The 23,965-nt window shown below is 35.2% G+C and carries 21 protein-coding genes and 2 pseudogenes; 16 read left to right on the plus strand and 7 right to left on the minus strand.

The features are described 5' to 3' along the window. Positions 1 to 366: 366 nt before the first annotated feature. The 3 genes and pseudogenes from V7O61_RS07880 to V7O61_RS07890 form a co-directional block, all read right to left on the minus strand. Positions 367 to 568, minus strand: a pseudogene (locus V7O61_RS07880) (transposase); the annotation flags it as partial. A 2,289-nt stretch (positions 569 to 2,857) separates the two neighbouring features. Next, entirely contained in the window at positions 2,858 to 3,178 is a 321-nt protein-coding gene (locus tag V7O61_RS07885) for a helix-turn-helix domain-containing protein (RefSeq protein WP_209616403.1), read from the minus strand. Beyond that, on the minus strand, positions 3,165 to 3,494 hold the full coding sequence (locus V7O61_RS07890; RefSeq protein WP_209616406.1) for a hypothetical protein: 330 nt from the start codon (positions 3,492 to 3,494) through the stop codon (positions 3,165 to 3,167). Before V7O61_RS07890 ends, V7O61_RS07885 begins: the two co-directional genes overlap by 14 nt. Positions 3,495 to 3,679: 185 nt before the next feature. Here V7O61_RS07890 and V7O61_RS07895 point away from each other — a divergent pair, with 185 nt between their 5' ends. The 4 genes from V7O61_RS07895 (at position 3,680) to V7O61_RS07910 (ending at position 5,692) form a co-directional block, all read left to right on the plus strand. Beyond that, complete coding sequence (locus V7O61_RS07895) at positions 3,680 to 4,864, plus strand: transposase (protein ID WP_209616409.1); 1,185 nt, start codon at positions 3,680 to 3,682, stop codon at positions 4,862 to 4,864. An 82-nt stretch (positions 4,865 to 4,946) separates the two neighbouring features. Next, positions 4,947 to 5,120 carry a hypothetical protein gene (locus tag V7O61_RS07900; protein ID WP_209616412.1) on the plus strand — a complete coding sequence of 58 codons (174 nt, stop codon included), beginning with the start codon at positions 4,947 to 4,949 and terminating at the stop codon, positions 5,118 to 5,120. Positions 5,121 to 5,133: 13 nt separating this feature from the next. Then, positions 5,134 to 5,388 carry a peptidyl-tRNA hydrolase gene (locus V7O61_RS07905; RefSeq protein WP_209616428.1) on the plus strand — a complete coding sequence of 85 codons (255 nt, stop codon included), beginning with the start codon at positions 5,134 to 5,136 and terminating at the stop codon, positions 5,386 to 5,388. Next, positions 5,291 to 5,692, plus strand: a complete 402-nt coding sequence (locus V7O61_RS07910; RefSeq protein ID WP_209616689.1) for an ArsR family transcriptional regulator — start codon at positions 5,291 to 5,293, stop codon at positions 5,690 to 5,692. The genes V7O61_RS07905 and V7O61_RS07910 overlap by 98 nt, the downstream gene beginning before the upstream one ends. Positions 5,693 to 5,843: 151 nt before the next feature. Here the strand turns inward: V7O61_RS07910 and V7O61_RS07915 are convergent, their stop codons facing one another. The 4 genes from V7O61_RS07915 to V7O61_RS07930 all read right to left on the minus strand — a co-directional run bounded on the left by V7O61_RS07915 (position 5,844) and on the right by V7O61_RS07930 (position 12,090). Next, the gene (locus tag V7O61_RS07915) at positions 5,844 to 6,362 is read right to left on the minus strand and encodes a hypothetical protein (protein WP_407282226.1); all 519 of its coding nucleotides are present in this window, start codon (positions 6,360 to 6,362) and stop codon (positions 5,844 to 5,846) included. A 1,508-nt stretch (positions 6,363 to 7,870) separates the two neighbouring features. Next, positions 7,871 to 8,665 (minus strand): TrmB family transcriptional regulator, encoded by a 795-nt coding sequence (locus V7O61_RS07920; RefSeq protein ID WP_407282225.1) that lies wholly within the window; start codon positions 8,663 to 8,665, stop codon positions 7,871 to 7,873. 42 nt (positions 8,666 to 8,707) lie between these two features. Beyond that, on the minus strand, positions 8,708 to 9,772 hold the full coding sequence (locus V7O61_RS07925) for a COG1361 S-layer family protein (RefSeq protein WP_209616438.1): 1,065 nt from the start codon (positions 9,770 to 9,772) through the stop codon (positions 8,708 to 8,710). After that, positions 9,769 to 12,090, minus strand: a complete 2,322-nt coding sequence (locus V7O61_RS07930; protein ID WP_407282224.1) for a hydrophobe/amphiphile efflux-3 (HAE3) family transporter — start codon at positions 12,088 to 12,090, stop codon at positions 9,769 to 9,771. The genes V7O61_RS07925 and V7O61_RS07930 overlap by 4 nt, the downstream gene beginning before the upstream one ends. A 104-nt stretch (positions 12,091 to 12,194) precedes the next feature. On the opposite strand from V7O61_RS07930, the gene V7O61_RS07935 reads away from it, so the two are divergent. The 12 genes and pseudogenes from V7O61_RS07935 to V7O61_RS07990 all read left to right on the plus strand — a co-directional run bounded on the left by V7O61_RS07935 (position 12,195) and on the right by V7O61_RS07990 (position 23,964). Further along, complete coding sequence (locus tag V7O61_RS07935; RefSeq protein ID WP_407347366.1) at positions 12,195 to 12,815, plus strand: TrmB family transcriptional regulator; 621 nt, start codon at positions 12,195 to 12,197, stop codon at positions 12,813 to 12,815. Then, on the plus strand, positions 12,815 to 12,982 hold the full coding sequence (locus V7O61_RS07940; protein ID WP_407347368.1) for a hypothetical protein: 168 nt from the start codon (positions 12,815 to 12,817) through the stop codon (positions 12,980 to 12,982). The genes V7O61_RS07935 and V7O61_RS07940 overlap by 1 nt, the downstream gene beginning before the upstream one ends. A 43-nt stretch (positions 12,983 to 13,025) precedes the next feature. After that, positions 13,026 to 13,589, plus strand: coding sequence for a hypothetical protein (locus tag V7O61_RS07945; protein ID WP_407347370.1), 564 nt, complete (start codon positions 13,026 to 13,028; stop codon positions 13,587 to 13,589). Further along, positions 13,571 to 14,593, plus strand: a pseudogene (gene tes / locus V7O61_RS07950) (tetraether lipid synthase Tes); the annotation flags it as partial. The gene V7O61_RS07945 and the pseudogene tes, both read left to right, overlap by 19 nt. 78 nt (positions 14,594 to 14,671) lie before the next feature. Next, positions 14,672 to 15,859 carry a hypothetical protein gene (locus V7O61_RS07955; protein ID WP_407282223.1) on the plus strand — a complete coding sequence of 396 codons (1,188 nt, stop codon included), beginning with the start codon at positions 14,672 to 14,674 and terminating at the stop codon, positions 15,857 to 15,859. Positions 15,860 to 16,134: 275 nt separating this feature from the next. Next, positions 16,135 to 17,820, plus strand: a complete 1,686-nt coding sequence (locus V7O61_RS07960) for an AarF/ABC1/UbiB kinase family protein (protein WP_245249965.1) — start codon at positions 16,135 to 16,137, stop codon at positions 17,818 to 17,820. Positions 17,821 to 18,474: 654 nt separating this feature from the next. After that, positions 18,475 to 19,608: an MFS transporter gene (locus tag V7O61_RS07965; RefSeq protein ID WP_407282222.1), complete on the plus strand. Its 1,134-nt coding sequence runs from the start codon at positions 18,475 to 18,477 to the stop codon at positions 19,606 to 19,608. 60 nt (positions 19,609 to 19,668) lie between these two features. Next, on the plus strand, positions 19,669 to 21,147 hold the full coding sequence (locus V7O61_RS07970) for a phosphoglycerate mutase (protein ID WP_407282221.1): 1,479 nt from the start codon (positions 19,669 to 19,671) through the stop codon (positions 21,145 to 21,147). Between the two features lie 59 nt (positions 21,148 to 21,206). After that, the gene (locus V7O61_RS07975) at positions 21,207 to 22,004 is read left to right on the plus strand and encodes a metallophosphoesterase (protein ID WP_407282220.1); all 798 of its coding nucleotides are present in this window, start codon (positions 21,207 to 21,209) and stop codon (positions 22,002 to 22,004) included. An 80-nt stretch (positions 22,005 to 22,084) separates the two neighbouring features. Further along, positions 22,085 to 22,309 (plus strand): sulfurtransferase TusA family protein, encoded by a 225-nt coding sequence (locus V7O61_RS07980; protein WP_407282219.1) that lies wholly within the window; start codon positions 22,085 to 22,087, stop codon positions 22,307 to 22,309. A 24-nt stretch (positions 22,310 to 22,333) separates the two neighbouring features. Next, positions 22,334 to 22,753, plus strand: a complete 420-nt coding sequence (locus V7O61_RS07985; RefSeq protein WP_023846609.1) for a DsrE/DsrF/DrsH-like family protein — start codon at positions 22,334 to 22,336, stop codon at positions 22,751 to 22,753. A 38-nt stretch (positions 22,754 to 22,791) separates the two neighbouring features. After that, entirely contained in the window at positions 22,792 to 23,964 is a 1,173-nt protein-coding gene (locus V7O61_RS07990; protein WP_407282218.1) for a cysteine desulfurase family protein, read from the plus strand. Position 23,965 lies beyond the last annotated feature (1 nt).

Genomic DNA, 23,965 nt, shown 5'->3' on the forward strand with positions numbered 1-23,965 from the left:
CGGGCAGTATTTACATAAATTAAGTGGGGAGTATAATTTAGCCCGGTTTACTGATGAGGATATAACTCGTACCACCAATATAATATCCTTATCAGCTCTTTTCTTTATCTTAATATTAGTTAATTTCCTTTTGACATTTGCATCCAGAAAGATGCCGGTGGATAAATAACAAAAAATGCTCTGAAACTAAGATTCCTACAAGATTAAATAGAAGAGAAATAATTTTTTATTAACCACAAATGTCTATGCAAAATATGTAAGGGTTAGTGGTATCTTATGGGGCAAAACAGTACCCAATTGTTGTAATTCCTCATCCTGCCCCATAAGACTAACATGTTATTGAAAAATACTAATTTATGGATCTCTTTAACATCGTGTAGGTAAACGAAGTTTACCCGCCGTCAAGAATATCATTGTGTTCCTGCATTTCTCTGTTTAATCCATATGCCCTCTTAAAAGCAGTCTTGATCTTGTTGTTCAATCCTTCAACAACACCATTACTGATACCTTGTTTAATTGATTCCAATATCCCATGAGAATTTCTTTTTATCATTTTAGCCATTAATATGGAATTGTTGTATAAGTTAGGAACTATAGAAACTAAGGTTAAATCCTGCAAAACTTCAAAGTTTCACAAAAAATAATAGATAATCTCCTAAAATCGATCATTAAATAGCATACATAAGTGCAAGGATTCCAATTTCATTGCAAAAAATTGATAGCAAAAAAATAGGGATTTATGTAAAATATACTTGTCCCTTACACATAGAATATATGGATTGAATATATGGTTTGCACCAATTTAACAATTTAAATGAATGCTAAGTTAAAGAAGAAATACAAATATCCATATGTATGTTCTACGATATTTCTCTTTCTTTTTTAAGTAGTGGACATTCTGAACATTTCTTTAGAAGACACTTATAATGCATTGATTCGCTAAAGTCAATTTTCCGATTAAAAAGGTCACAGTTCCCCGTTAAAATATTATAATGAGTGCACTCCGAGTAATCGTCCTTTTCAGTTCTATGAATTATTGCCCCCTCCAATAGTAGAAACTTTTATTCCCAATAAAAAGTCCCCTAAACCCATTTATATTTTATATATTCCTCTATATATAGATTTGTATTATTGAATTATAGCGTTTATATTACTTCCATTCCGCTAACCAAATTTCAACTTAAAGAAAGAGCTTATTTTGTGGACTGTAGCAGACTAAAACTACCTATGGAAATGGTATTTCTCAGGAGTTTACATGAGTACTGCGAAAACTTCAAAGTTTCTCCAAAAAACTAAGATGTAACTATATTTAGTTACATCTATCCTATTCTTTAGTGAATATTGCAATGTAACAATATTCTGTTACACATATAATTTAGGATTGTGACAAATTTCTTAATACATCGGCATAGATTTATAAAATTATACTTAATTAATTGTTGATTTCGTACCAATGCGAACAAAAACGCGATTTTTGGCCAATTTTGGGGATTTTGTGAACAAAATCTCAGAATTATAATTATTTGAGTTGCAAGATATTACTTTCAGTTATAATCCGGCGAAGTTACTAACTAAATTATAGAAGTTGAGAGAAATTAGTGTTTACTTTAGATTAAAATTAATAGAGTAGGATTATCTTTACTATAATTTTAACTAAGTTAATTTACAGTTAAGTATTATTTACTATGTTTGAACTCTGCAAAACCAAATTTATTATGCTATTTTTATTTAATAGTTTTTGATACGTTTACTCTAGAGTCACAGCATCGAAAATACCAATCTAAAATTTGCGCGGATTTTCTGAACAAGTCCTAAAAATGAGCTTTACTTTTTGGTAAAAGTTCTAAAGTTTAATCTATGATTCAGGAGATCCTAACAAAATAAATCCATATTCCTATAGTCTATAGGATTGAAAATGGCATTTTGTGAAAATGGCCAAAAAGGGTATGTTTTTCTGAAACTTGCCATTCCATAGTATGTATGAATACGGGGGTTCCAAACTCCAACCCCAACATTATCTACACAAAAGTACCTGGAAAAATACTAGCCATTATAATTCAATCCATATTCTTATAGTGTATGTAATTTACAGATATTGCAGGAATATCAAATGAAATACAAGAAAAACGATACCAATATAGCCATTCATGCAATTAGCACTATAGAAAGCATAACGATAAAATGGATTGGCATTCAAAATGCATTCAAAGTTAATAGAAACTCAGTTTAATAGATAAATAGAACAAAATATGCAAAACCAGAAACTAATTTATATTATTTATAATGTACATGTTTTTGAAAATAATCGAACATACTTTACATTTTTTCTTTGTTTTAATACAAAATAAGTTAGTACGTAGAATTTAATTAAGAATATATTTATAATATATTTTTTGTAACTTTTAGTCTATACTAAACAGGCCATTAAATAATAAATAAAAATATTGCAATAAAAATAGAACTTAACAATTATTTATTAGTTACTAAGAAAATAAAGATGATTTTTACAAATTTTATTTTAACAGATAGTATAAAGTATATAATAAAGTATATGCTTTGGATTAATTGTAATTGTTGTCATTTTATTTTATTATTTAAACATCTGCACTTTAGTATATCAGTACATCCGAAAGTACCTATCATTATAACTAATTTCAACTAGTTTCAAGATATAATCCCGTGAATTGCAACTTTACATATAACAGTATTTCTAAAAGCTAATTAGACTTGTTGTAATAATTGTAAAAAGATTATTGAATAAAATGTAGACTAATCTACAAAAAATCAATCCATGATTTGCCTTTGAAATACCAAATCAAGAAAAATTGATAAAAATGAATCAAGAATAGATGTATAATTAATGATAATCATGGAGGGTTTGTTGAACAATTTTTGTTTCTGGAATGAATGGAGTTGGTCTATAAAGAATCCATTTTTCTTTTTCCTTGTCAGAAAGTGCTTTAAAATGAGAAGCATACATCCAATATACTCTATTTCCTACTTCTTTTTTGTAAACATAACCTTCTTCCTCTAAAATATCCAAGTATTTCTTAACAGTTGCCCATGCAATGTCCGCTTTAGAAGATACCTGAGAAGTCGTTAATTCTCTTCCAGCCTTAAACAAAACGAACATAACTGCTATTTCATATTTGTTAAAAGACTCTTCAAGTATTGACATCTTCGACTACCTTTAATGTGATGGGAACTTCTCTGATAGTTTCAGTCGTAGTTTTTGTTTCTTCAATTATTATCTCTACTTCATCGCCTTTTCTTAAACTATAGTATTTACTGATTTCATTTGGTATGCGAATTAAAAACTGCTTCCCATCATAACTAATTTTAACTTTCTTTTTGATCTCGTTATTATTTTGCAGAATATCTGTTTCTTCGATGTGTGATTTTCTTTTTTTAAGAAATTCTGCGTTTAATTCATTGATTGGTATTCTATGGCTAGGACGCTGCGTATTTTTTAATGATCTTTTTTGATTTTCCATAGTCTCCACTCAAGCATTTTTTGCTCATAATTAAATGGCCGAAATCTTATTAATAGTTTCGTACGATACTTGATATTATATCACAAATCGTACGATTAGATTGGAGTAAGTATAAATAGCAATAAAACATTGCTAAGTTCGGTGATTCAAATGAAACTTGATAAAAAATAAGATGACATTTGAAAATGACTGAAAAAACAAAACAAAAAAAGCTAGATGATTTCTGTTTTAGCAATCATGAAAATAAAAATGTTATAGGATCAAAAATAGGACATGCTTTTAAAAGCATTATAAATCCTTCTATTTTATTTACCATGAAGCATAATTGTCTCTATTCAGATAGAGACATATTACATGTAGTAATGAGAGGAGCATTGACTAATAATTTTATAGAAAATGCTTCTGAATCATTAATATTTGATGGATATTCAAATGTTCCAAATGGAGATACTGTTCGTTATCACATCAAAAAAAATGATATAGACGAAATACTAAAAAGATTCACATTTGTTTTTGATTCTATTTTTAGGGAAGCAAAAAAACAAGGGTTACTTAATAGTAAAGTTGATCTTGCAATTGATTGGACAAGTATAAAATTTTATGGCAAACGCGATACTAAGATGGTTGTTGGAACAAAAGCTGAGAGAGGGACAACAAAAGCTTATCAATTTGCAACCGTAACTATAGTCGAAAAAAACAAAAGGTTTGTTCTAAGGGCATTACCACTTGAATCACGTGATAGTGAACATTTAAAAGCTATAGTCGAAAATCTTTTGTATTATGCTAAATCAAAAGTTCAAATTAACAGAGTTTTTTTTGATAGAGGCTTTTATTCGGTTGCTATAATCTCAACATTAAAAAAAATGGATATTCATTTTTTGATGCCTGCAAAAAAATCCAAAAATATAAAAAAATTAGCAGAAAAAGTTAAACTACCAGCAACCCGGTTATATAGGTTGAAATCGAAAAATAAAGGTACTTTAGTTAAATTGATTTTTGTAGAATCAGATAAAAGGTCAAAAAATAATAACCAAGCAAATGACGAAAAAGAAATAGGTGTATTTGCTACAAATATGTCTCTTTCATCTGATGAAATTAAAGAGTTGTACTTATTATATTCTAAAAGATGGGGTATTGAAACTAGCTATAGAATGTGCAATATATTTAGAACAAAAACAGCTGCAACAGACTATAGAATTCGTCTATTTCTTTTCCTATTTTCAATTATATTATACAATTTATGGGTTTTAATTAACGCTTGCATATTTTCAGATCCTTTCAAGCGACAAGGGAAACGTCAAATAGCAGCCATTAGTTTTCTATCTTCATTGTTAATTACAGTTGCATGCTCGCCCGCAGCAAACTTCTAGTTTATTCTATATAATTTATAAGTATAGTTTATTAAAACTCTGTTTAGTAATATCTAAATATCATAGATGTTATTTTTATTACATGGCAACTGTAAAAATACAAAAAGATGGACATAAATGTGGAAGATGTGGACATGAATGGGTACCACGTACTAAAATAAATGAAGACCCTGTGATATGTCCAAAATGTAAATCCCCTTACTGGAACAAGCCTAGAAAAAATAAGACTAAATTATCAAAAAATAAAGCTATCTAAAGAGTGAAAAAGCATGTGGGAGTACAAACAAGTTATAGTGATACCTGAAGATGTGGAATTGTCTCCCGGGAAACTTGGAGTTCAGGTTGCTCATGCATCGATAACTCCAATCCTCAAAAATCTGGACCATCTTGGTGATATTAAAGAATGGTTCGACAAGGGAACTCAGTATTTCTGTACCAGTTGCTGCAAAACACGCAAACATACTGGAAGATGCAGAACTTATACAGCGCAAGATTTATGGAAAGACCCATGTTCTGCAGCTTAACAATAAGAATATTTTCAATGCGCTTAACATATTCGCACCTATTAGAACAGTTGAAGTTGAAAAAGGTGCTACATTGCTGGAAGCACTCAAAAAAGCAGCAATTGTTGAAGTGAAAGACGTTCACGGTCAGGACAATATTGTTTCAACCAATGGTGAGGAAGGTTTCTTTGTCTATGACGTGGACGGTGTTTTCTCAGATAAGAACGTTAATGATTACGTTTTTGACAAGAGTTGCACAGTTGAGTGGAAAAAACTTGAACCTATCAGCATCTTGAAAGTTAAAGTAAATATTGCAGAAGAATAATTGTTTTGAAGAACGTTAACCCGTTCTTCCAGTATCATTTCTTGTTTTCAATCCTTGTTTTAGTGGATATTGCTTTTGAATTGCGATCACATCGAAGATTTCACACAAATAAATTAAGTGTTACGATACCGAAAACATAACATATCTATTATTATAATTCAATTTTGGCATCAAGTAAAGGGATTAGCAAAGGCTCATCTCTTGTCACGGCTTTCTTTACCTTGTCGAGTGACAAACGTTCAGTGAACCGATATCCTCTTGATTTGTCTTTTTTAGACATGTATCGGGCTTCCACAAAATGAGGTAAATAGGTCGATGCCATTCCCTCTAAACAGTTCCGAACAGTACCCACAGGGAACGGAAGAGTGGTATAGGTATCATTCGGAAGATTAATCTTTTCAAGTTCAGTATCTCTCGTCCACTCTATGCAAACATGGAGTATCTCAGAGTGGTACACATATTTAGGGATAGGATATACCTGTTCATGTATTTTGGCGAGTGCCAATAATACTATTTTTTGATTTAATGGTAGGCGTTCCATAAACCTATATCCCATATAATGTTCGCTACCATAGTCTGCAATTTCTCGGCTATACATTTCTTCATTAGACATCGGTTTGAAATCGCTATCCCTTGCCAACTTGAATCTTGATATTTTCGACACATCCATATTACCACATCCGGACATTGAGTTTCAATTTTTTATTGGCTATTGCTTTCGAATTGATCTTTTGTGTACTGTCATAAGTATCATTATGATTCAATGTTTGAGCAAGTTGTAAGTAAGATATTAGGGCAAGATGGATCAAAATCAATGTCTTTTTAGAACAATTACCTTTTTTTGATGTTCAATGTATTGAAACACACCTGTAGAGCTTTCAACATTATAATTGAATTTATTAACTGTATGAACACTGAAAAAATCAGTATTCAAGGGGATAACATACTATTGTTGGCCACAACAAAAGTCTCTTTTTCAGTAGTTGTAAAGGGAGCAAAGCATGAAGAGTGGCCAACAATAACGTGAGCGGGATAATATTTTGTTTTCGGGGTGGTTCTTAGTTGGTACCTGTATGTTATAGCAGGTTATCATCCGCGCTACATTTCTATACGGTAACATTCGTATTTAAAAACATTCGACTTAAAACAACTAAAAAAGGGTTTTATTCAAAAAGAAACTAAAAAGTCTATAGGATACTTAAAAGAGAAAAGGTGAAATAACACCTTAATCCACATCACCATCAATCATAAAATTAACAAAACAGGATATAATGATCAGACATATTAACGGTCATATCTTCATCAAGACCGTACACCTGACTTTTTTAATCACAACACTCAAAGTTAGCGTCCTTGAATGTTTTTCCTACACATATGGAACTATGTGCAGTATGAGGGGCTTAAAAGAAATATCATCAAGATTTCAATTTGATTTTAACAACTTTTTATTCGCCGTAAGAATATCGATGTCATTACAATGAAAATCGCAATCATTTGTGACGAGGATATAGTTGTTTGTTTTACAAACATCTTGTAAAATAAGATCATTGAAATCATTATTTCCAGATTTATATTCTTGTATTAATTCTGATAAATCGATATTTGCTAATTGAGAATCTGATGATACTGTTTTCGCAAGTATTTTTTCAACATTCAGAGATATTTCTTCAGAGATGGGATCAAATACAGCACTACTGTTTCTAAATGCTTTAAATTGGTTTTGTTTAAAAGGCTTTGTAGAAATCCTCAAAATTCAAGCTATTATCCAAGTCAATAGAAATTCGATATGTAACCCTTAATAATGATTGCTATCGCAGAATTTTAGCTATAGGTGCTGATTTCGATAGGTTTTCTACAGAGTCAAATTTTGAATAAATCATTATATGGTGATAAACATTAATAATATATGATATATAATGTGATATTGGCAATTAAAAGTAAAATAAATAAAGTGATGTATGTCAAACATAGCAATATCAATTTTATTGTTATTTTATTATTGTTAAAGACTTTAGGATTCATGTGTAATCTCATGAAATAATTGCTAAATATTCATGTTATACTGAACGAGATCTTCAATCATTCTTGAACCAAATAAAGAACATTGAGATAAAATCATTGACCTGCCTCCGTTAAATCATTCGAACCTTGCTTTTTTGCCTTTATATTGCAAACCAGTCATCCAATTTCAAATGGAGTGGAAGATTCCCACTCGGTATCTACGAAATGCTTGAAGATCTGAACATGCTCTTTTCCGTTGTACCATGTGGCATTGAGGCTTATTGGAACCACATCATCATTAATAGTAATAACAAGTATCCCTTTGTTGTCAATGACCAGTATTCCACCTTTAAGAGGTTGGGTTCTTTTTCCATTGCTGTACGTACGGACCTGTACTCCAGGAAACTCCTTTACAAGATCTCCCACGTGGCTCTTTTCACGTCCTGTAAGCTTCAGTTTTACACCCATAGCAATTTTCTTATGGATAGTATCCTTGATGGCATCCATTATAGGGTAAACTTCTATCACACGAGTTAGTGAAGGATAGAAGGATGCAAAAATAATCTCCTCGGTAGCAGATTCCATCATTTGCAGTATCTTATCATTGACATTCTTCACACCGTTGATATTCCATGCAGAGTTTTCTTCTGTGTGTTCCGCATTTTCACTATAGATGTTCTCAAGCTGTTCCCTGCAAAACTTGATAGCATCTTCATAGTTAGCCTTGAGTCTGTCAATAACGATATCTGGGGATAGAGCCCTATAACGCATCGGTTTTGTATTCTGGACCTCGATTATACCTCTGTCATTTAAGCGGTCTATCACACCATAAACTGCAGAACGTGGGACACCCGAAAGAGCATGGATGTCCGCTGCATTCCTGCTTCCGTACTGCGTCAGTGCAACAAGGATCTTTGCTTCATAGGACGTGAGGCCAAACAATTGAAGAGAATCTATTAATGAATTCATCATAGTACTTACGTTATTACATCCTATTTGTTATTTTCTTCATCTCTACTCCTTTTTTCTGGACCTTAAATACAGTGGTATACTGACAATACCCACCAGGACTACAGCACCTAACATAGTAGTTCCATTCAGGCTGGATTCGGACTCACCAACATTCACCGAAGCCTTGAGATCATCGGAATACTGACTTTCATCGTGTTTGTCAGTATACTTCACTTCAGTGCTGATCGCATAGGGTTTCACTGTAGCATCATCTGCCACATTAACCTCGAAAGTTGCAGTCTTTGAATCTCCGGGGTACATGTCACCAAGATATGCTTCGTCATCGCTGGTTGTGAATGGATCCACAACACTTATCCTTGCAATACAGTCGTATGCAACATCATCTCCAATGTTCGCATAGGTTATGTTGATGGTTTCCTTATCACCCTTCTGAAGACCAGATTCTGTCTTTATCACCTTGAAATATGGTTCCTCCTCTACAAAAATATCAAGGTACATTGTCTGGTTCATTTCTTCATGCCAGTAGTATGTGTCACCGTAGGGAGGAGTTACAGCAGAATCTTTTTGGTACCTGTATTTCACATTGAGTTTCAATCTGTAAGTACCAGCTTCTGCATTGTCATATACCTCTATAGGGAATTCGGCAGGTGATTCTAAGGATTTACCTGAACTAATTGAACCCAGAAGCAGGGTATCAAGTTTTATGTCTATGGGAGTATCCGGGTCTACAAGTGAAAGTGTTGCTGTTATATCCTCAGCTTTTGTAATGGCTCTGTCAGAAGCGAGTTCACTTGCCATGTAAGTCCTGGTAAGTGTCTCACCAATCTGTCCATCTCTGAAATCATCCTCAATCTCATCCTCATCGGCTTCAAGTCCTGTGATCTGACCATCGTTCATGATGTTCACGTACAGGACAGCATCTTCACCTCTCTCAAATACATCATCGCAGGCGAGGTTTGCTACTAGATGAGGGGAACCGTAAAGATCGTAGTAATCACTTGCTATTTCTGAAATAACGTCTTCATCTATGCTTGCAGACGCACTATGCATACAACTTAGCACCAAGAGTGCTATCGTGAGCATCTTTACATTTTTAAGGGATATCATACATTCACCTTGCTATATTTTGTATTTTTGTTCTCTAATTTATCTGAAGATTGGTGTTTTATTCTCCACCTATCAAGGTTTACCATGATGGGTGGCAGCACAATAACTGTGCTCAACAAGGAAAATGCAACAGCTATCACTGTAACTTTTCCAAAATCACTTATCATTGGGAACGAGGATACAATAAGGGCTGAGAAGCCAAATATGACAGTAGAACCTGATGCAATGATAGCCGGACCAACTGAAGATGCAGCCTTTTCCATTGCATCATATGGTTCCATGCCTTTTTCACGTTCCTCAAAGTAACGTTCAAGCATCAATATTGTGAATTCTGCTCCAATGCCTATTGCAAGAGCACCAAGAGTGGCAGTCAGCGGATTGTATGGCATGTCAAGGAGATACATCACTCCCCCTATCCAGCCTGTTACCATTACAATTGGTAATATTGTGGATACAGCCTTCAGCCAGTCCCTGTAGATCACAAGCATTCCCAAGAAGATAATTACCATCCCAAGATAACCCATAGTTGTCCTGCCGGATGTCAGGGCATCTATAATGGAATTTGTCATTACCTTTGAACCTGTGACAGTTACCGTAGTACCTGCTGGAGGATCATACCATTCCATGTCACTTTTGACAAGGTCAATGGCTGTTGTGATTTGCTCAGAAGGAAGGTCACTCTCAAGTTTCAGGTTTATTACAGCAAGATTGCTTCCTTCGATGTACTGATCCGTTACAACCGAGGACATGCTATCAGTGACAGAAGTAATGGTATCCTTATCTGAGGGAATCGAACCATGACTTGATTCGATCAGGGAGGCAATGCTGCTTGAACCTGTTATATAGCTATTGCTTTCTTCTTCTCTTTCAGAAAAATCTAACATCCATTGCAGCAGGTCTGGATCAAGGACATCATCTGTTCTGACAATAATGTTTATCTGATCAATTCCACCCACCACTGTTGTTAGTTTATTCAGATTCTGCAAAGCCCGCATGTCCTGTGGTACAAAATCCTTTGTCTCGGTCTGAACACCTACATGTTCATCAGCATACAATCCTCCCGCTGCAAGAACAGATGCCAGCACAATGATGATCAAAGGTCTTTTTGCAGAGAACATGGCAACATGGGAAAGTACTTTCCCAATAGCTGTTTCCTTTTGTTCTGCTTTTTTTACAGAAGCCTGTCTTGCAGGATACCTGCGTTTCTTTTTCTCTTCTCGTCTGTCAAGTAGGTATAAGATGGATACAAGAACAAACATTGAAGCAATGTAACAGAGTAGCACACCCACAAGACTCATTTTGCCGAAATCCTGTATCATAGGAACCGGGGATATTAAAAGAGCGATAAAACCCAGACATGTGGCTACAACAGCACTCCCAACAGCAGGACCAGTATGTGTGATTGTATCAATAATGGCTTCTTCGACACTCTCACCTTTTGCAAGTTCTTCTTCCACACGGTTATGGAACTGAATTGCATAGTCGGCACCAAGTCCGATAAGAATTGGGAATACTGCCATGGATGCCATCGTCATGGGTATGTTCAGATAACCCATTGCACCAAAAGTCCATATCAAACCTATAAGAACTACAGGCAATGGCATCAGACACCACCTGACATGTCTGAATACCATAAGCAATGCAAAGATCATCAGGACAAATGCAAGGATAAGCATTGTTTGGAGACTTGAGCTCATCTCTTCGGACATCGCAATCATAAAAGCAGGTTCACCTGTTGCAACAGCATTTGTGCCTGTGGGAAAATCAACCACTTCAATTGTTCTCTCTACCCGCGTAAGCACTCTTTCCTTGTTGTCTTCATCTATGTTTCCCGGCAACTGCACCATAATAATAGTATGCGTGTTGTCAGGCATCAACTGGTCAACATAAGCAGAAGGCAGTAAATCAATTATTGACAGAATGGAATCGTAATTATTGGGTATTTCAGAATGGCCGGTGACGGAATATGCAGTATTCTTAATCAGTGATGCCATACTGATAACATTCTCTACATCCTTATCTCGGGCTATCAGCGTATCAAAATCATCAATTGCTTCGATGACTTCAGATTCCCTTACATCATCAGAATCGATGAGCACCATTATAACTTCGTTTCCAAAATTCTGCTTGTAGATATGATCATAGTTCTGATAGAGGTCAGAGTCTTTTTCTACAAAAGTGTCTGTTCCACTTTTATGTTCTATCAAGCCTGCTCCTTGAAATGCAATCAGCATCATGAGAATCGCAACGATAATTATTCCCAGAGGCCATTTCTCAATCACAGCTCCAATTTGTTCAAATCTTTTTTTTGCAGACATGATATCTGTTAGTAATAGAATACTAACAATATGAATAGTTATTTAATACTAGTTTATTGTTGTACCGAAGATAGTAAATAGAAGATACTTATATCAATGTTATTATGCAATTGTTAATAGAATCTCTGCAACAATTAGGTTTGACAGCCTATGAAGCCAAAATTCTGGCAGCACTAACGCAGTACGGAAGCAGGAATGCAGCTGACCTCCATACTCTTTCGGGTGTCCCACGTTCTGCTGTGTATGGTGTAATAGACAAACTTAAAAACAGAGGGTTAATCGAGATTCAGAACTCCAAACCAATGAGATATAAAGCACAGGAACCCGAAAGAATAATCACTCTGTTGACAAAAGATTACGCGGTTGCTGTGGATTTTTCCCTGGAACAACTTGAAAATATCTATCAAAAACAGGAAGGGACTTTAGAAGATAACTCGGCATGGAATATTAATGGTGTGAAGAATGTCACTGACAAGATACTTCAAATGCTTGAATCATCCAATAAAGAGATTCTTTTTTCTTCGTCATACGTTCCATTGAACCAAATTGTTGCTGTTTATCCTATTATGGGCAGTATTTGGAAAGAGATTCGTGAAAAAATCAGTGAGGGCGTGAAGGTTAAAATAACTGTCAATGATAAAATTTATGCAGATGAAATTGCCACAGAGTTGCCCGGTGCTGAAGTCAAAGTGTATATAATAAAAAGAACAATTCTAGTCCTCTAATGGGTGGTATCCTTTCTGTTGATGAGAAAGAACTTCTTGTAGTCACTGTCAATGATGAAATATTTCCTCCTAACCTCAATGCTACATGGTACTGTGGGAAAGAGCATGTTCGTGTTTTCAGGCATTTCATTGATGCAGAGTGGAATCAATCTGCATCAATAGAATAGTCTCGTATCCATAGCAGATAAAAGTAATAAAAATGGTGAGCAAATGACTAGCAAATGCACAACAGACTGCAATTTGAGTATAAATGTAGTTTCAAAAAATAGCGAAACGGATGAGCTAAATAAAAAACAAAGGTTGCACATAAAAAATACAATCTCACTTTGTCCGGAATGCTTGGACAAAATTCCTGCTGAAATTTTCACAGAAGATGGCAGCGTTTACCTTTCCAAGTATTGTTCTAATCATGGTACTTTCCAAGATATCTATTGGTCTGATTTTGAACTTTATAATAAGTTCTGTCAATCTCATGTAGTAGGCACAGGTGTTTTAAATCCTGCAATAAAGAGCGAGAATCATCTTCTTGATTGTGGATTATGTGAAAAACATACAACCAGCACTATTCTGGCAAACATTGATGTAACAAATAGATGTAATCTTAACTGTCCTGTATGTTTTGCGAATGCAAAAAGAAGTGGATTCATTTATGAGCCAAATGAAGAACAGATTCAGAATATGCTACTTATGCTTAGAATCAGAAACCTGTTCCATGCTGTGCGGTCCAATTTTCTGGTGGTGAACCAACTGTACGTGATGATTTGCCAGAGCTAATATCAATGGCAAAAGACCTTGATTTTTTACATATTCAAATTGCCACTAATGGAGTAAGAATTGCAAAGGATGTAGAATTTGCACATAAATTAAGGACAGCTGGTCTTCAGACTGTCTATTTGTCATTTGATGGTATAGGAGAAGAACCCTATCACATTACACGTGGTTTTAATGCCTTTCCATTGAAAAATGCTGCAATAAACAACTGTCGTACTGCAGGAATTGCGAGCATTGTGTTGGTACCAACTCTTATAAAAGAAGTAAATGATCATCAAGTTGGAAATATAATCAATTTTGCTTCAGAAAGGCTTGATGTTATCAAAGGCGTCAATTTCCAACCAGTTGCTTTCACAGGTCGCATTGATCAGACAGAAAGAGAGAAAAAAAGAATTACAATTCCAGATTTTTTATTAATGACTGAAGAACAAACAAATGGGACTATCTGCAGGGATGATTGGTTCTCTGTACCACAATCAACGTCAATATCCAGATTCATAGCAGCCATGTTGAACAAACAAGTTCTACAATTCACAATACATCCTCACTGTGGAACTGTTACATATATTTTCAAAGATGGAGATAAGCTAATTCCTATTACTCGTTTTGTGGATGTAGACGGTTTGTTTGAATATCTAGATGAGATATCCCCTCAGATAAGTAATACGAATTTTCAGATAAAAAAAGCAGGTCTTACTAGTAAAGCCCTTCACAAAATATCCAGTTTCATCGATCAGAAAACTGCTCCACAGTCTATCAATGTCACGAAAATGATAATGGATTTTTTCAATAAAGGTACAGGAGAAGCTTTAAAGCCCTTCCACAGGAATAGTTTGTTCCTTGGATCAATGCATTTTCAAGATCCCTATAATTTTGATATCGAGAGGGTGCAGAGGTGTGGAATACACTACGCTACACCAGATGGACGTGTGATTCCATTCTGTGCATATAATACAATCCATCGACAGGAAGTAGAGGCAAAATTCTCAAAACCGTTTTACTCATAGACATTTACTGTCCCCAGTTGTAATATACTGACCGGAGAATGTGGAATATTTTAGAAATGGAAAAAATGGGTGTTAAATATGATTGAAGAAGCTGTAAGCCCGACATTAACAGAGAACGATTCTAGAAATAGCGATGTTGGAAATCAGGTTGGTATGGATAAGAATAGGTTGCTGAATTTCATAAAAAAAAGAAACAATTACATCAAAACGCTGCCTAAAAAGGAAAAACAAGCATTTATTGCTTCAATAAATGAACTGAAAGAAAGTAAGAATAGTATTGAAAGACTTTTTTTGAAGAAGAAATCAGGAAAGAATATCGATGACTTTCTTTTTTCATTTGATGATCTTCCTCTTTTTGGAAAAGAATATTGGTTCATGAAATTTACTGCTAATGATGGCTCAAAACGTCAATTTTTTTTGATGTTTGGTAGAACAGACGGTGACATCGAGGTTAATGGTCGCTACATAAAAGATAGCAAAGTGTCTGATAACCGAACAGAGGGTTATTGTGTTTCATGGGAATATGATGAAAAACAGAGAACGATTACAGATGACCTCTGCACCATTGAAATTAAGGATGATATTATAGCTTGTTTTAATGATAATATCAGTGCTGAATTTTGTGGTTCATTTCCTGAATATTCTCTGAATATTATGGAAGCTGGTAAAAAGTTTTGTTCTCTGACGATAAAGAAACCTGAAAATACTGAATTCATTTCCGAGTTGTCAGAGCAATTCAAAGGTTTGTTTGGTTTTCGCCTAGCTAACCTTTATTTTGATTTCGAAGGTCAGCTTTCTTGTAACGATTTCTCAGGTAAATGTTATGCTCAAAAGGTCATAGTAGTTGGTCCGTTCATTCCATGGAAATGGTCAAGGATAGTTTTCAGGAATGGTTCTATATTGACTTATTTTGTACCCTCGATTGAGGTAATGGGGGTGGAATATGATATTTACAATTCTATGAGTTTTTACGATTCCATGACTCAGAAAATGCACTATTTCGAAAAGGTTAGTGTTCATGAATATCCTTCAGAGAAAGAAGATAAAAGGTGGATTGTTACTGCTGAAGGAAATAAGGTATTTGTAGTCATGAAAAGCTACTGTAAAAAGTCATTCAGCTTCAGGAAAGATTTTGATTTTAAATACATTGAAAATCTTGTAGAAGTCATTGATCTTAAAATCGAAACTAATTATGATGTAATTACACTGGATACTACTGGAAGTGGCCAGGGAATGGTGGAAGACACATCGGGATTTGTGATCTAATACGGAATTGGTAAAGGAGCGCAGATCTATGGATTGTAGCAAACTATACTTGGTGATTTTATTTGCGCCTTCTTTGATGTACTTTACAGTAATGCTGCACAATATATTGTGAAATCGGTGACCTTGTATGTATTTTAGTATACTACAGAGATACTTGATAGTAAAACGATACAAGAAAATAATAGAGATTTTGCTAAAGATCGCAATAATCAATACATCTATTATATATTTTATTGTATCGTATTATAATCTTATATAAAAATAGGAGAATCGGTATGAACCTTAGTATACTACGCAAATACTCAATGATAAAAAGGTACAAAAAAATAATAGATATTTTGATAAAATATGAATTTGACTATCTTGTTGATCAGTTGAAACTTCGTCCGTTTCACATTCACATCTTAGATTCAAATAAACTCTATACATCAAAAGAAGAAGCAGTATCACGTCCTGAAAGATTACGGGAAGTACTTGAAGAACTTGGTCCTACCTATGTGAAATTAGGACAAATACTCAGTGTTCGTAAGGATTTGATACCGCTTGAATATGCAGATGAATTTGCAAAACTTCAGGACAATGTCCCTTCATTTGCATTGGAAGATGTTGAATATGTAATTCAAGATGAGTTGGGAGCCACTCTTGATGATTTATTTGAAACTTTTGAACGTAAACCAATGGCAGCTGCATCTATAGGTCAGGTACATAGAGCTAAGTTGAAAGATGGTATGAATGTGGTTGTTAAAATCCAACGTCCACATGTCAATAAAATTATTGAAACAGATCTGGATATTATGAATAGTCTTGCCAGACTTGCTGAAGAACGTGTTCAGGCTGCCAAGCAATATGGATTGGTCAAAATTGTAGATGAGTTTTCAAGATCAATTCGTACTGAACTCGACTACACACAAGAAGCTCAATATATTGAACGTTTCTCTTATAATTTCAAAGATGAAAAGTCAGTCTACATTCCAAAAGTATACTGGAACTATAGTAGTCAAAAGATTTTGACGCTTGAATATATCGATGGCATTAAAGCAAATGATTTTCAATCACTTGACAAATTAGGATATGATCGAGAAAAAATAGCAATGATTGGTTCCAACGCCTTTATGAAACAGATATTTGAAGATGGTTTATTTCATGCAGATATTCATCCTGGTAATGTTTTTATATTGGACAATGAAACTATTGCACTGATTGATTTTGGCATGGTTGGTCGGTTGTCGAATGACCTTCAAAATGGATTTATTGATGCACTCTTCGCAATGAAAAAGGGTGATGTTGAGCAGTTTGTAGAAATTATGTATGAGTATGATGTTATTGGAAGTGATGCAGATACTCAGAGATTAAAAAATGATATTGAAACATTCTTAGATAAATACTACGGCAGATCTTTAAAGCAAATGGATGCAGCATCAATGATTAGTGATATATTCGTTATATTGCAAGAACATCATGCAAAACTTCCACCAAATGTTGCTTTACTTTTAAGGGGAACAATTATGATTACAGGATTTGGTTCTCAGCTGATGCCCGATTTTAATCTGGCACTTGTTTTTGAACCACATGCAAAAAAATATATGAAAAAACGTTTGAGTCCTAAGAATATTACAAATTCAGCATTAAAGAATGTACCGAAATATTCTCGTGTACTGCACAAAATGCCGATGCAGATATCACAAATTCTGTCTTTAATAGAAAAAGGTGAACTAAATATCAAATTCAGGCATAATGAACTTGAAACATTACCTCAAGAAATTAATGATGCAAGTAATCGTATTGCATTTAGTTTTATTGTGTCAGCCATAATAATAGGTTCATCATTGATTTTGCAAACTGATATGGAACCACTCGTCTGGGGCGTTCCATTTCTTGGAGTCTTTGGATTTATCATAGCTTTCCTTTTAGGAATGGGGTTTGTTATCTCTATTCTCAAAACGGAACGTATTTACAATTAGATTCATTCATCTAAGCTTAAAAGCGATAAACAGTAATCTTCCAACGACATCAGAAATGAAAAACATAGAAAAAAAATAAATCATTTAAATGCATTGTATAACAACCAGGCAGAATTATTAGTGCATATATGTCAATGGTATATCGTTAAAAATAACGCTATTTATTTTTGAATACTAAATAAGTAGTTAAAGTTGATGATTTATTAATTTCCACATATGCTTGTAAATCTTTTAGAGTATGTAAGGTAACGACATTAATGACAAGGTAAAGTAAACTTTATTTATACAATTAGAAGATGTGATGTACAAGTACAACTAGATGTTTAATTATAAATATTATTTATTGATGACTGCAAATAATGGTAATAGGTTACATGTTGATATGATGTTGTCCTCTTCAATTTTATTAAATATAGTGCATAATATCGAAGAGGAAGTTTCATCTACTTTCGGATGTACTGTATATAGATTGATATCTAATGTAACATCATACAAAGTACTGTAAATCCAATTACAAATACATCCCATATAAAGAAAACCAAAATAATCTTTTTCAAAACTTAAAACTAAATAACATGCCAATGATCAGTAAATCCGTGAAAGAAGCCTATGACAAAACAACGTTTTTTTATTTACTCAACTGTGTTTCTCATAATGGGTTTATCGAATTCCGTTATCCCTGTATTACCTGAGATTGCTACTGCTTCATCGGTGGAATCAGGCACCATTAAATACACTTTACTTTTTTCCGGCTATTTTATCGGAGCATTGTTAACCCTGATACCTTTCGGATTTTTAGCAGACAGGTATGAACATCTGAAGATAATCATTTTTGCTATTTCCCTTACAGCAATTTCCGGCACAATCCTTACTGTAACCAACAACATCCATATAATGATACTAGCAAGAATACTTGAGGGCAGCGCATGTGGTGCATTTTTCCCAGCAGCATATGCAATGCTTGCCGAATATCAGAAAAAAAATCAATATCTGGGAGAATTCAATTTTCTCCTTAATGCCGGACTTGCAGCTGGTGCCGTAGCTGCAGGATTTCTGGCAGAGGAATTCATTAAAGGAGCAATTATACTTTTCACCCTGCTTTCGTTAATAGTGTTTATTTTTGGCATTATTAAAACAAGTTCACTCCAAAACAAGAACAAGAATAATAACAATGATAAAAATAATTTAATCCTGAAAACAAAAGAAAAAACACATTCAAACACCACATTTTTGATTGAAATTAAAAAGATTCTCAATATAGCATTCAATCCATTATTTATCAGAACATGGATAATTGCATTCTTTATTTTTGGAATCACCGGAGTAATGCTTGCCTATTACCCACAATACAGTAGCGGAATGCTCAGCAAACCGGAACTTGGCATAGTGATAGCTACAGTATATATTAGCTCAATGGCCACCAACCTCATTGCAGGAAGGTCAAACATTAAGTTCAGAAAAATGATCAACATAGGCATAATACTTGCTGCTGCAGGCGTCATAATCTCAATTATACAACCCCTTCCAGGTTTTACGCTTCTTGGCATAGGATCGGGAATGGCAATGATAGGTTTACCAATAGCAGTTTCCTGTATGAATATCAGTAAAAAGGACAAAGGACTGAGCATGGGAATCTTCACAACATTTACATACATGGGACTTGCATTCCTACCCATGATAATGGGCTACTTTACAAAATACGGATATCTTGCAATGTTTGCAGGAACTTCATTGCTTATGGTTCTTACACTTTTACTGAAAGACAGTAGTAAAAATAATATCAGTTAAATCAAATTAACTAAAACAAAATAGAAACTTTATTATGGAGATACTCTCTTTCTTGGATTGATGGCACCAATAAAAAACGTAAAAACGATCATCCCTGAAAGAAAAACAGATACATCACACCTGTTTTCAATGTGTTGTGTCCTCTTACTGGCATTGTGTATTTTCACATCCCAGGCAGGAGCAAATACAGTTGCAGAAATAGGGTCAGTAAACACTCCCCATGGTGCCATTATTCTCATTGTTGATGGTTTAAGTTCATGTTATGTGTACCCTGAATACACTCCTTACGCAATAGATGGCTCAATGCTTGAAAAAGCAGAAGTACCTAAAATGCAGGAAATATTCGATAATAGTTGCAGGGTACTTGATGTAACAGTACCTCAGACATTTACCGAAGGTGGTCACTCTGTGATTGCCACAGGATATTCCAGTGCGGATTCTGAACTCACCGGCTCTTCAGAAACAACATTCTTTGACGTAGCTCATGATTACGATTATCTAACGTTCGCGATTATGGAAAAAGGCGATTCAGGTGGTTTTTGCAGCAAACAAAATGTAGTCATGCATGACACAAAAAACTCCATAAACGAACCTGAAATGGTCATTCAAACAAACAGGATTACAGAAGACAATAAAGATATTTCATTTGAAATCACTGAATTGATGCAGGTTCATTCCTCCGGGTTACAGGAAAAACTTGATCAGTATCCGGAAGGCTCTATTGAACGTTACATTGAATATAACGCGTGGGTTATTGAAACCGGGATTGATGTTATTGAATACATGGAAAAAGAGTATCCTGAACAAAATTACATACTCACATTAAATGCAGGTGCTGTTGACAGTGCCGGCCATTACAAAAAGAATAGCGGTTATATTGAATGTATTGAAGGAATCGACAACATAAGTTATTCACTTTATGAAACCTGCCTTGCCAACAATCTGGCTTTTGTACTTACAGGTGATCACGGAATGGCATTCCCTACCAATGATTCAAAGGGAGGACACCAGGCAGAAAAATATTCCGTAATGACTGAATCACAAAAAGTTCCACTGGCAATAACTGCAAATGATATTGATAATGTTGTTGTGGAAGGGAAGTTCAAACAGGAAGACATTGCACCAACAATTCTTGAGGTACTAAACATCCCCGGTAAACTGAGACTTGCAGACGGAGAGGCAATTGCACTTAAAGATTACACAAATGTTGAAGTAATTATTCCGGAAGAAGGCGAACTATCTTTAACAAAAGAGGGAGAAATTCTCTTTAAAGATGATGTCAGAGAAAACATTGCTTTTCAGGGTATTGAGCCGGATAATGAATATATACTAACATTTAAACCTTTATCAGAACAGGACAATACAGTAGAGCAATCTTTCAGTGCTGGATCATATATTTCAGTCAAACTCTTAACATCAGAACACCGTTCCAAAAGTGATAAATCCTATCAGAACTCTCGTTATATAGAAGGAGGATTTCTGATAGGAGCAGTAAATCTTACAGGACTGTTGCTGATACGTAAAACACTGAAGGAATAATCCACACACTAATTCAAAGGCAGATAATTGCTATAAAGTTACTAAAAGGAATTGATGCCATGAAGCAAGAGCTACATAGACTTTTGCAGAATACATTTGAGATATTTACATCTGAGGAAGCACTGGTACGCATTAACTCATCGAAAGCCCTGATAGTAGGAGACATTCATGGGAATCTGGAAGCACTTGAATTTATTCTGTACATTCGCAAAGCGCTGAAATGTGATCACATAGTATTTCTTGGGGACTACGTTGACAAAGGACCCCATTCTTCCGAGGTTCTCGAAAGGATACTGAAAATGAAATTACGGGAGCCTGAAACTTTTATTCTGCTGAGGGGAAATCATGAAACAAGAGAAATGAACAGAGTTCATGGTTTTTATGATGAAATACTGGACGAGGAATTATTCCTTGCTGCAAACCGCACATTTGAGGAAATGCCTATTTCTGCTGTCATAAATGATTCTATTTTCTGCGTGCACGGTGGCATTCCCGGACCTGTTGATCTGAATCGCATAAATAAAGAAGAAGCTTTTCATTTTTTATGGAATGACCCAAGTGGTTGTGACGGCATAAGCGCGTCTATCCGTGGACCACGGCCCAAATGTTTCGGAGGAGACGTATTTAATGAATTCATGGACAAAAATGATCTGTCCTTAATGATACGGGGACATACAGCACTTTTTACAGGTCATGCCTGGTGCTTTGATCGAAAAATGCTTTCTATTTTTTCTTGCCCGGAATACACAGGAAAATCCAATAATGCCTCTTTTGCCTTATTAAAGGAAGATGAATTATCCATATTTACATTTGGAAGAACTGGCAATTGTTACTCACTAATTCGTAATAACTTCTGATTCACAATTGTTAAATACACTTAGTGAGTATATTTTATTGTTAAACATATTCTGAAATTCTGAATATGGGGGAAGATCATATGTCAGAAACAAACATCGATGTTAGGGGACAGACCTGTCCGGTGCCTCTTGTAGAATGCCGTAAAGTAATTCGTAAAGCTGCCCCGGGAGATGAAATTGTAATAACAGGGACACATTCTGCTTCCAAAAAAGAAATACCCATGGCCTGTGAGGCAATGGGACTTGAAGTTGTGGAAGTGGATGAAAATAACGAAAAAGAGTGGACAATCCGAATTAAGAAATGACACTTTCGGGAGAGTGGGTAGTACATGACAGAAAAGGCAGTAATAGTTGCACATAGTGGTGACCTTGACAAGATATATAGTGCACTTATAGTTGCAAACGGTGCGCTTTCCATGGGAATGGAAGCATCTATATTTTTTACATTCTGGGGTTTGCAATGTCTTAAAAAAGGAGGGCTGGACAAAGGTCCCCTTTCCAGAATGAATTTACTGGGACTGGGTAAATGGATGGTAAAAAGCAGGATGAAAAAAGCCAATGTTGTTTCACTTGAAAAACTGATGGAAGATTACAAAGAACTTGGCGGAAAGATAATCGCCTGCGAGATGACCATGGAAATAATGGGAATCAAGGAAGAGGAATTGAACAACCAATGGATAGACGAATATGGTGCTGTTGGCACTTATATAATGGAAGCAAAAGATGCCAAGATTACCCTATTTATCTAAATATCACAATATTTTGAAGAAACAAACAGGGAGTAACTATGTTAGATGAAATGATTTACCTCGATAATTCAGCCAGTACGCGCCTGGACGAAAGAGTTCTGGATGCAATGAAACCATATTTCTTTGATACATATGCAGTGGCAACATCTGAATTTGGATATTCCATGGGAATCGATGCAAAAGAAGGTCTTGAAGAAGCCAGGACAATAATAGCAAATTCCCTGGGTGCAACACCTGAGGAAATTGTATTCACATCAGGTGACACAGAATCAAGTAATATGGCAATAAAAGGCGTTGTTGCAGCTCTTAAGAAAAAGAAGGGAGAGCACATAATCGTATCAAAATTAGAGGATTTTGCAGTACTTAATACTGCTAAAAATCTCGAGAAACAGGGATACAGTGTAGACTACATTAGTGTTGATTCAGAAGGCTTTGTGGATCTTGAGGAACTCAAGAGCAAGATAAGGGATAATACTGTCCTTGTATCCATCCAGCATGCAAATCAGGAAATAGGTACTCTTCAGGACCTTGATGCCATCGCAAAAATATGTAAGGAAAAAGATGTGCTTTTCCATACTGATGCAACGCACAGCTACATGCGAGTACCAATTAATGTTTCACAAACACCTGTAGACATGATAAGCATGTCAGCCCATACAATCCACGGACCAAGAGGTGTCGGTGCACTTTATATCCGCAAGGGTACACCCATTACTAAATGGATGGATGGCGGCTATCAGGAAACAGATCGTCGTGCAGGACTTGAAAATATCCCGGGAGCTGTAGGTTTTGCAAAAGCAGTGGAACTTGTAACAGACAAGGAAACTGAATTTCTGGCTTCGATGAGAGATTACACTATAAAAAGAGTCTTCGAAGAAATACCCCATGTCACACTAAACGGAAGCAAGAAACAGAGAACGCCACAGAATGCCAATATCACGTTCCATTACGTGGAAGGTGAATCAATGACCCTGCATCTGGATATGAGAGGGTTTGCAGTAAGCACCGGGTCTGCATGCTTCAGCCGGTCACTGGAAGCAAGTCATGTTATTCTCGGCATTGGCGGAGATCACGAAAGGGCACACGGCTCCATCAGGTTCACATTCGGACGCTATAACAGCATGAATGATGTTGATGCTGTGGTAGATGCAATCAAAGAGATAGTAAAGCAACTCAGGGACATTAGTCCCCTGTATAATAAAGAGGCATGAG

The sequence above is a fragment of the Methanolobus sp. WCC1 genome (assembly GCF_045690315.1).
In the GTDB taxonomy this organism is placed as follows: domain Archaea; phylum Halobacteriota; class Methanosarcinia; order Methanosarcinales; family Methanosarcinaceae; genus Methanolobus; species Methanolobus tindarius.

What these genes read in the sequence shown, in the direction of transcription:
- V7O61_RS07945 (WP_407347370.1), top strand. Translation starts at nt 13,026, where the DNA reads ATGACTAGCAAATGCACAACAGACTGCAATTTGAGTATAAATGTAGTT.
- V7O61_RS07885 (WP_209616403.1), bottom strand. Translation starts at nt 3,178, where the DNA reads ATGTCAATACTTGAAGAGTCTTTTAACAAATATGAAATAGCAGTTATG.
- V7O61_RS07925 (WP_209616438.1), bottom strand. Translation starts at nt 9,772, where the DNA reads ATGATATCCCTTAAAAATGTAAAGATGCTCACGATAGCACTCTTGGTG.
- V7O61_RS07915 (WP_407282226.1), bottom strand. Translation starts at nt 6,362, where the DNA reads ATGGATGTGTCGAAAATATCAAGATTCAAGTTGGCAAGGGATAGCGAT.
- V7O61_RS07940 (WP_407347368.1), top strand. Translation starts at nt 12,815, where the DNA reads ATGGGTGGTATCCTTTCTGTTGATGAGAAAGAACTTCTTGTAGTCACT.
- V7O61_RS07960 (WP_245249965.1), top strand. Translation starts at nt 16,135, where the DNA reads ATGAACCTTAGTATACTACGCAAATACTCAATGATAAAAAGGTACAAA.
- V7O61_RS07975 (WP_407282220.1), top strand. Translation starts at nt 21,207, where the DNA reads ATGAAGCAAGAGCTACATAGACTTTTGCAGAATACATTTGAGATATTT.
- V7O61_RS07935 (WP_407347366.1), top strand. Translation starts at nt 12,195, where the DNA reads ATGCAATTGTTAATAGAATCTCTGCAACAATTAGGTTTGACAGCCTAT.
- V7O61_RS07930 (WP_407282224.1), bottom strand. Translation starts at nt 12,090, where the DNA reads ATGTCTGCAAAAAAAAGATTTGAACAAATTGGAGCTGTGATTGAGAAA.
- V7O61_RS07980 (WP_407282219.1), top strand. Translation starts at nt 22,085, where the DNA reads ATGTCAGAAACAAACATCGATGTTAGGGGACAGACCTGTCCGGTGCCT.
- V7O61_RS07920 (WP_407282225.1), bottom strand. Translation starts at nt 8,665, where the DNA reads ATGATGAATTCATTAATAGATTCTCTTCAATTGTTTGGCCTCACGTCC.
- V7O61_RS07990 (WP_407282218.1), top strand. Translation starts at nt 22,792, where the DNA reads ATGTTAGATGAAATGATTTACCTCGATAATTCAGCCAGTACGCGCCTG.
- V7O61_RS07895 (WP_209616409.1), top strand. Translation starts at nt 3,680, where the DNA reads ATGACTGAAAAAACAAAACAAAAAAAGCTAGATGATTTCTGTTTTAGC.
- V7O61_RS07900 (WP_209616412.1), top strand. Translation starts at nt 4,947, where the DNA reads ATGGCAACTGTAAAAATACAAAAAGATGGACATAAATGTGGAAGATGT.
- V7O61_RS07985 (WP_023846609.1), top strand. Translation starts at nt 22,334, where the DNA reads ATGACAGAAAAGGCAGTAATAGTTGCACATAGTGGTGACCTTGACAAG.
- V7O61_RS07970 (WP_407282221.1), top strand. Translation starts at nt 19,669, where the DNA reads ATGGCACCAATAAAAAACGTAAAAACGATCATCCCTGAAAGAAAAACA.
- V7O61_RS07890 (WP_209616406.1), bottom strand. Translation starts at nt 3,494, where the DNA reads ATGGAAAATCAAAAAAGATCATTAAAAAATACGCAGCGTCCTAGCCAT.
- V7O61_RS07955 (WP_407282223.1), top strand. Translation starts at nt 14,672, where the DNA reads ATGATTGAAGAAGCTGTAAGCCCGACATTAACAGAGAACGATTCTAGA.
- V7O61_RS07905 (WP_209616428.1), top strand. Translation starts at nt 5,134, where the DNA reads ATGTGGGAGTACAAACAAGTTATAGTGATACCTGAAGATGTGGAATTG.
- V7O61_RS07965 (WP_407282222.1), top strand. Translation starts at nt 18,475, where the DNA reads ATGGGTTTATCGAATTCCGTTATCCCTGTATTACCTGAGATTGCTACT.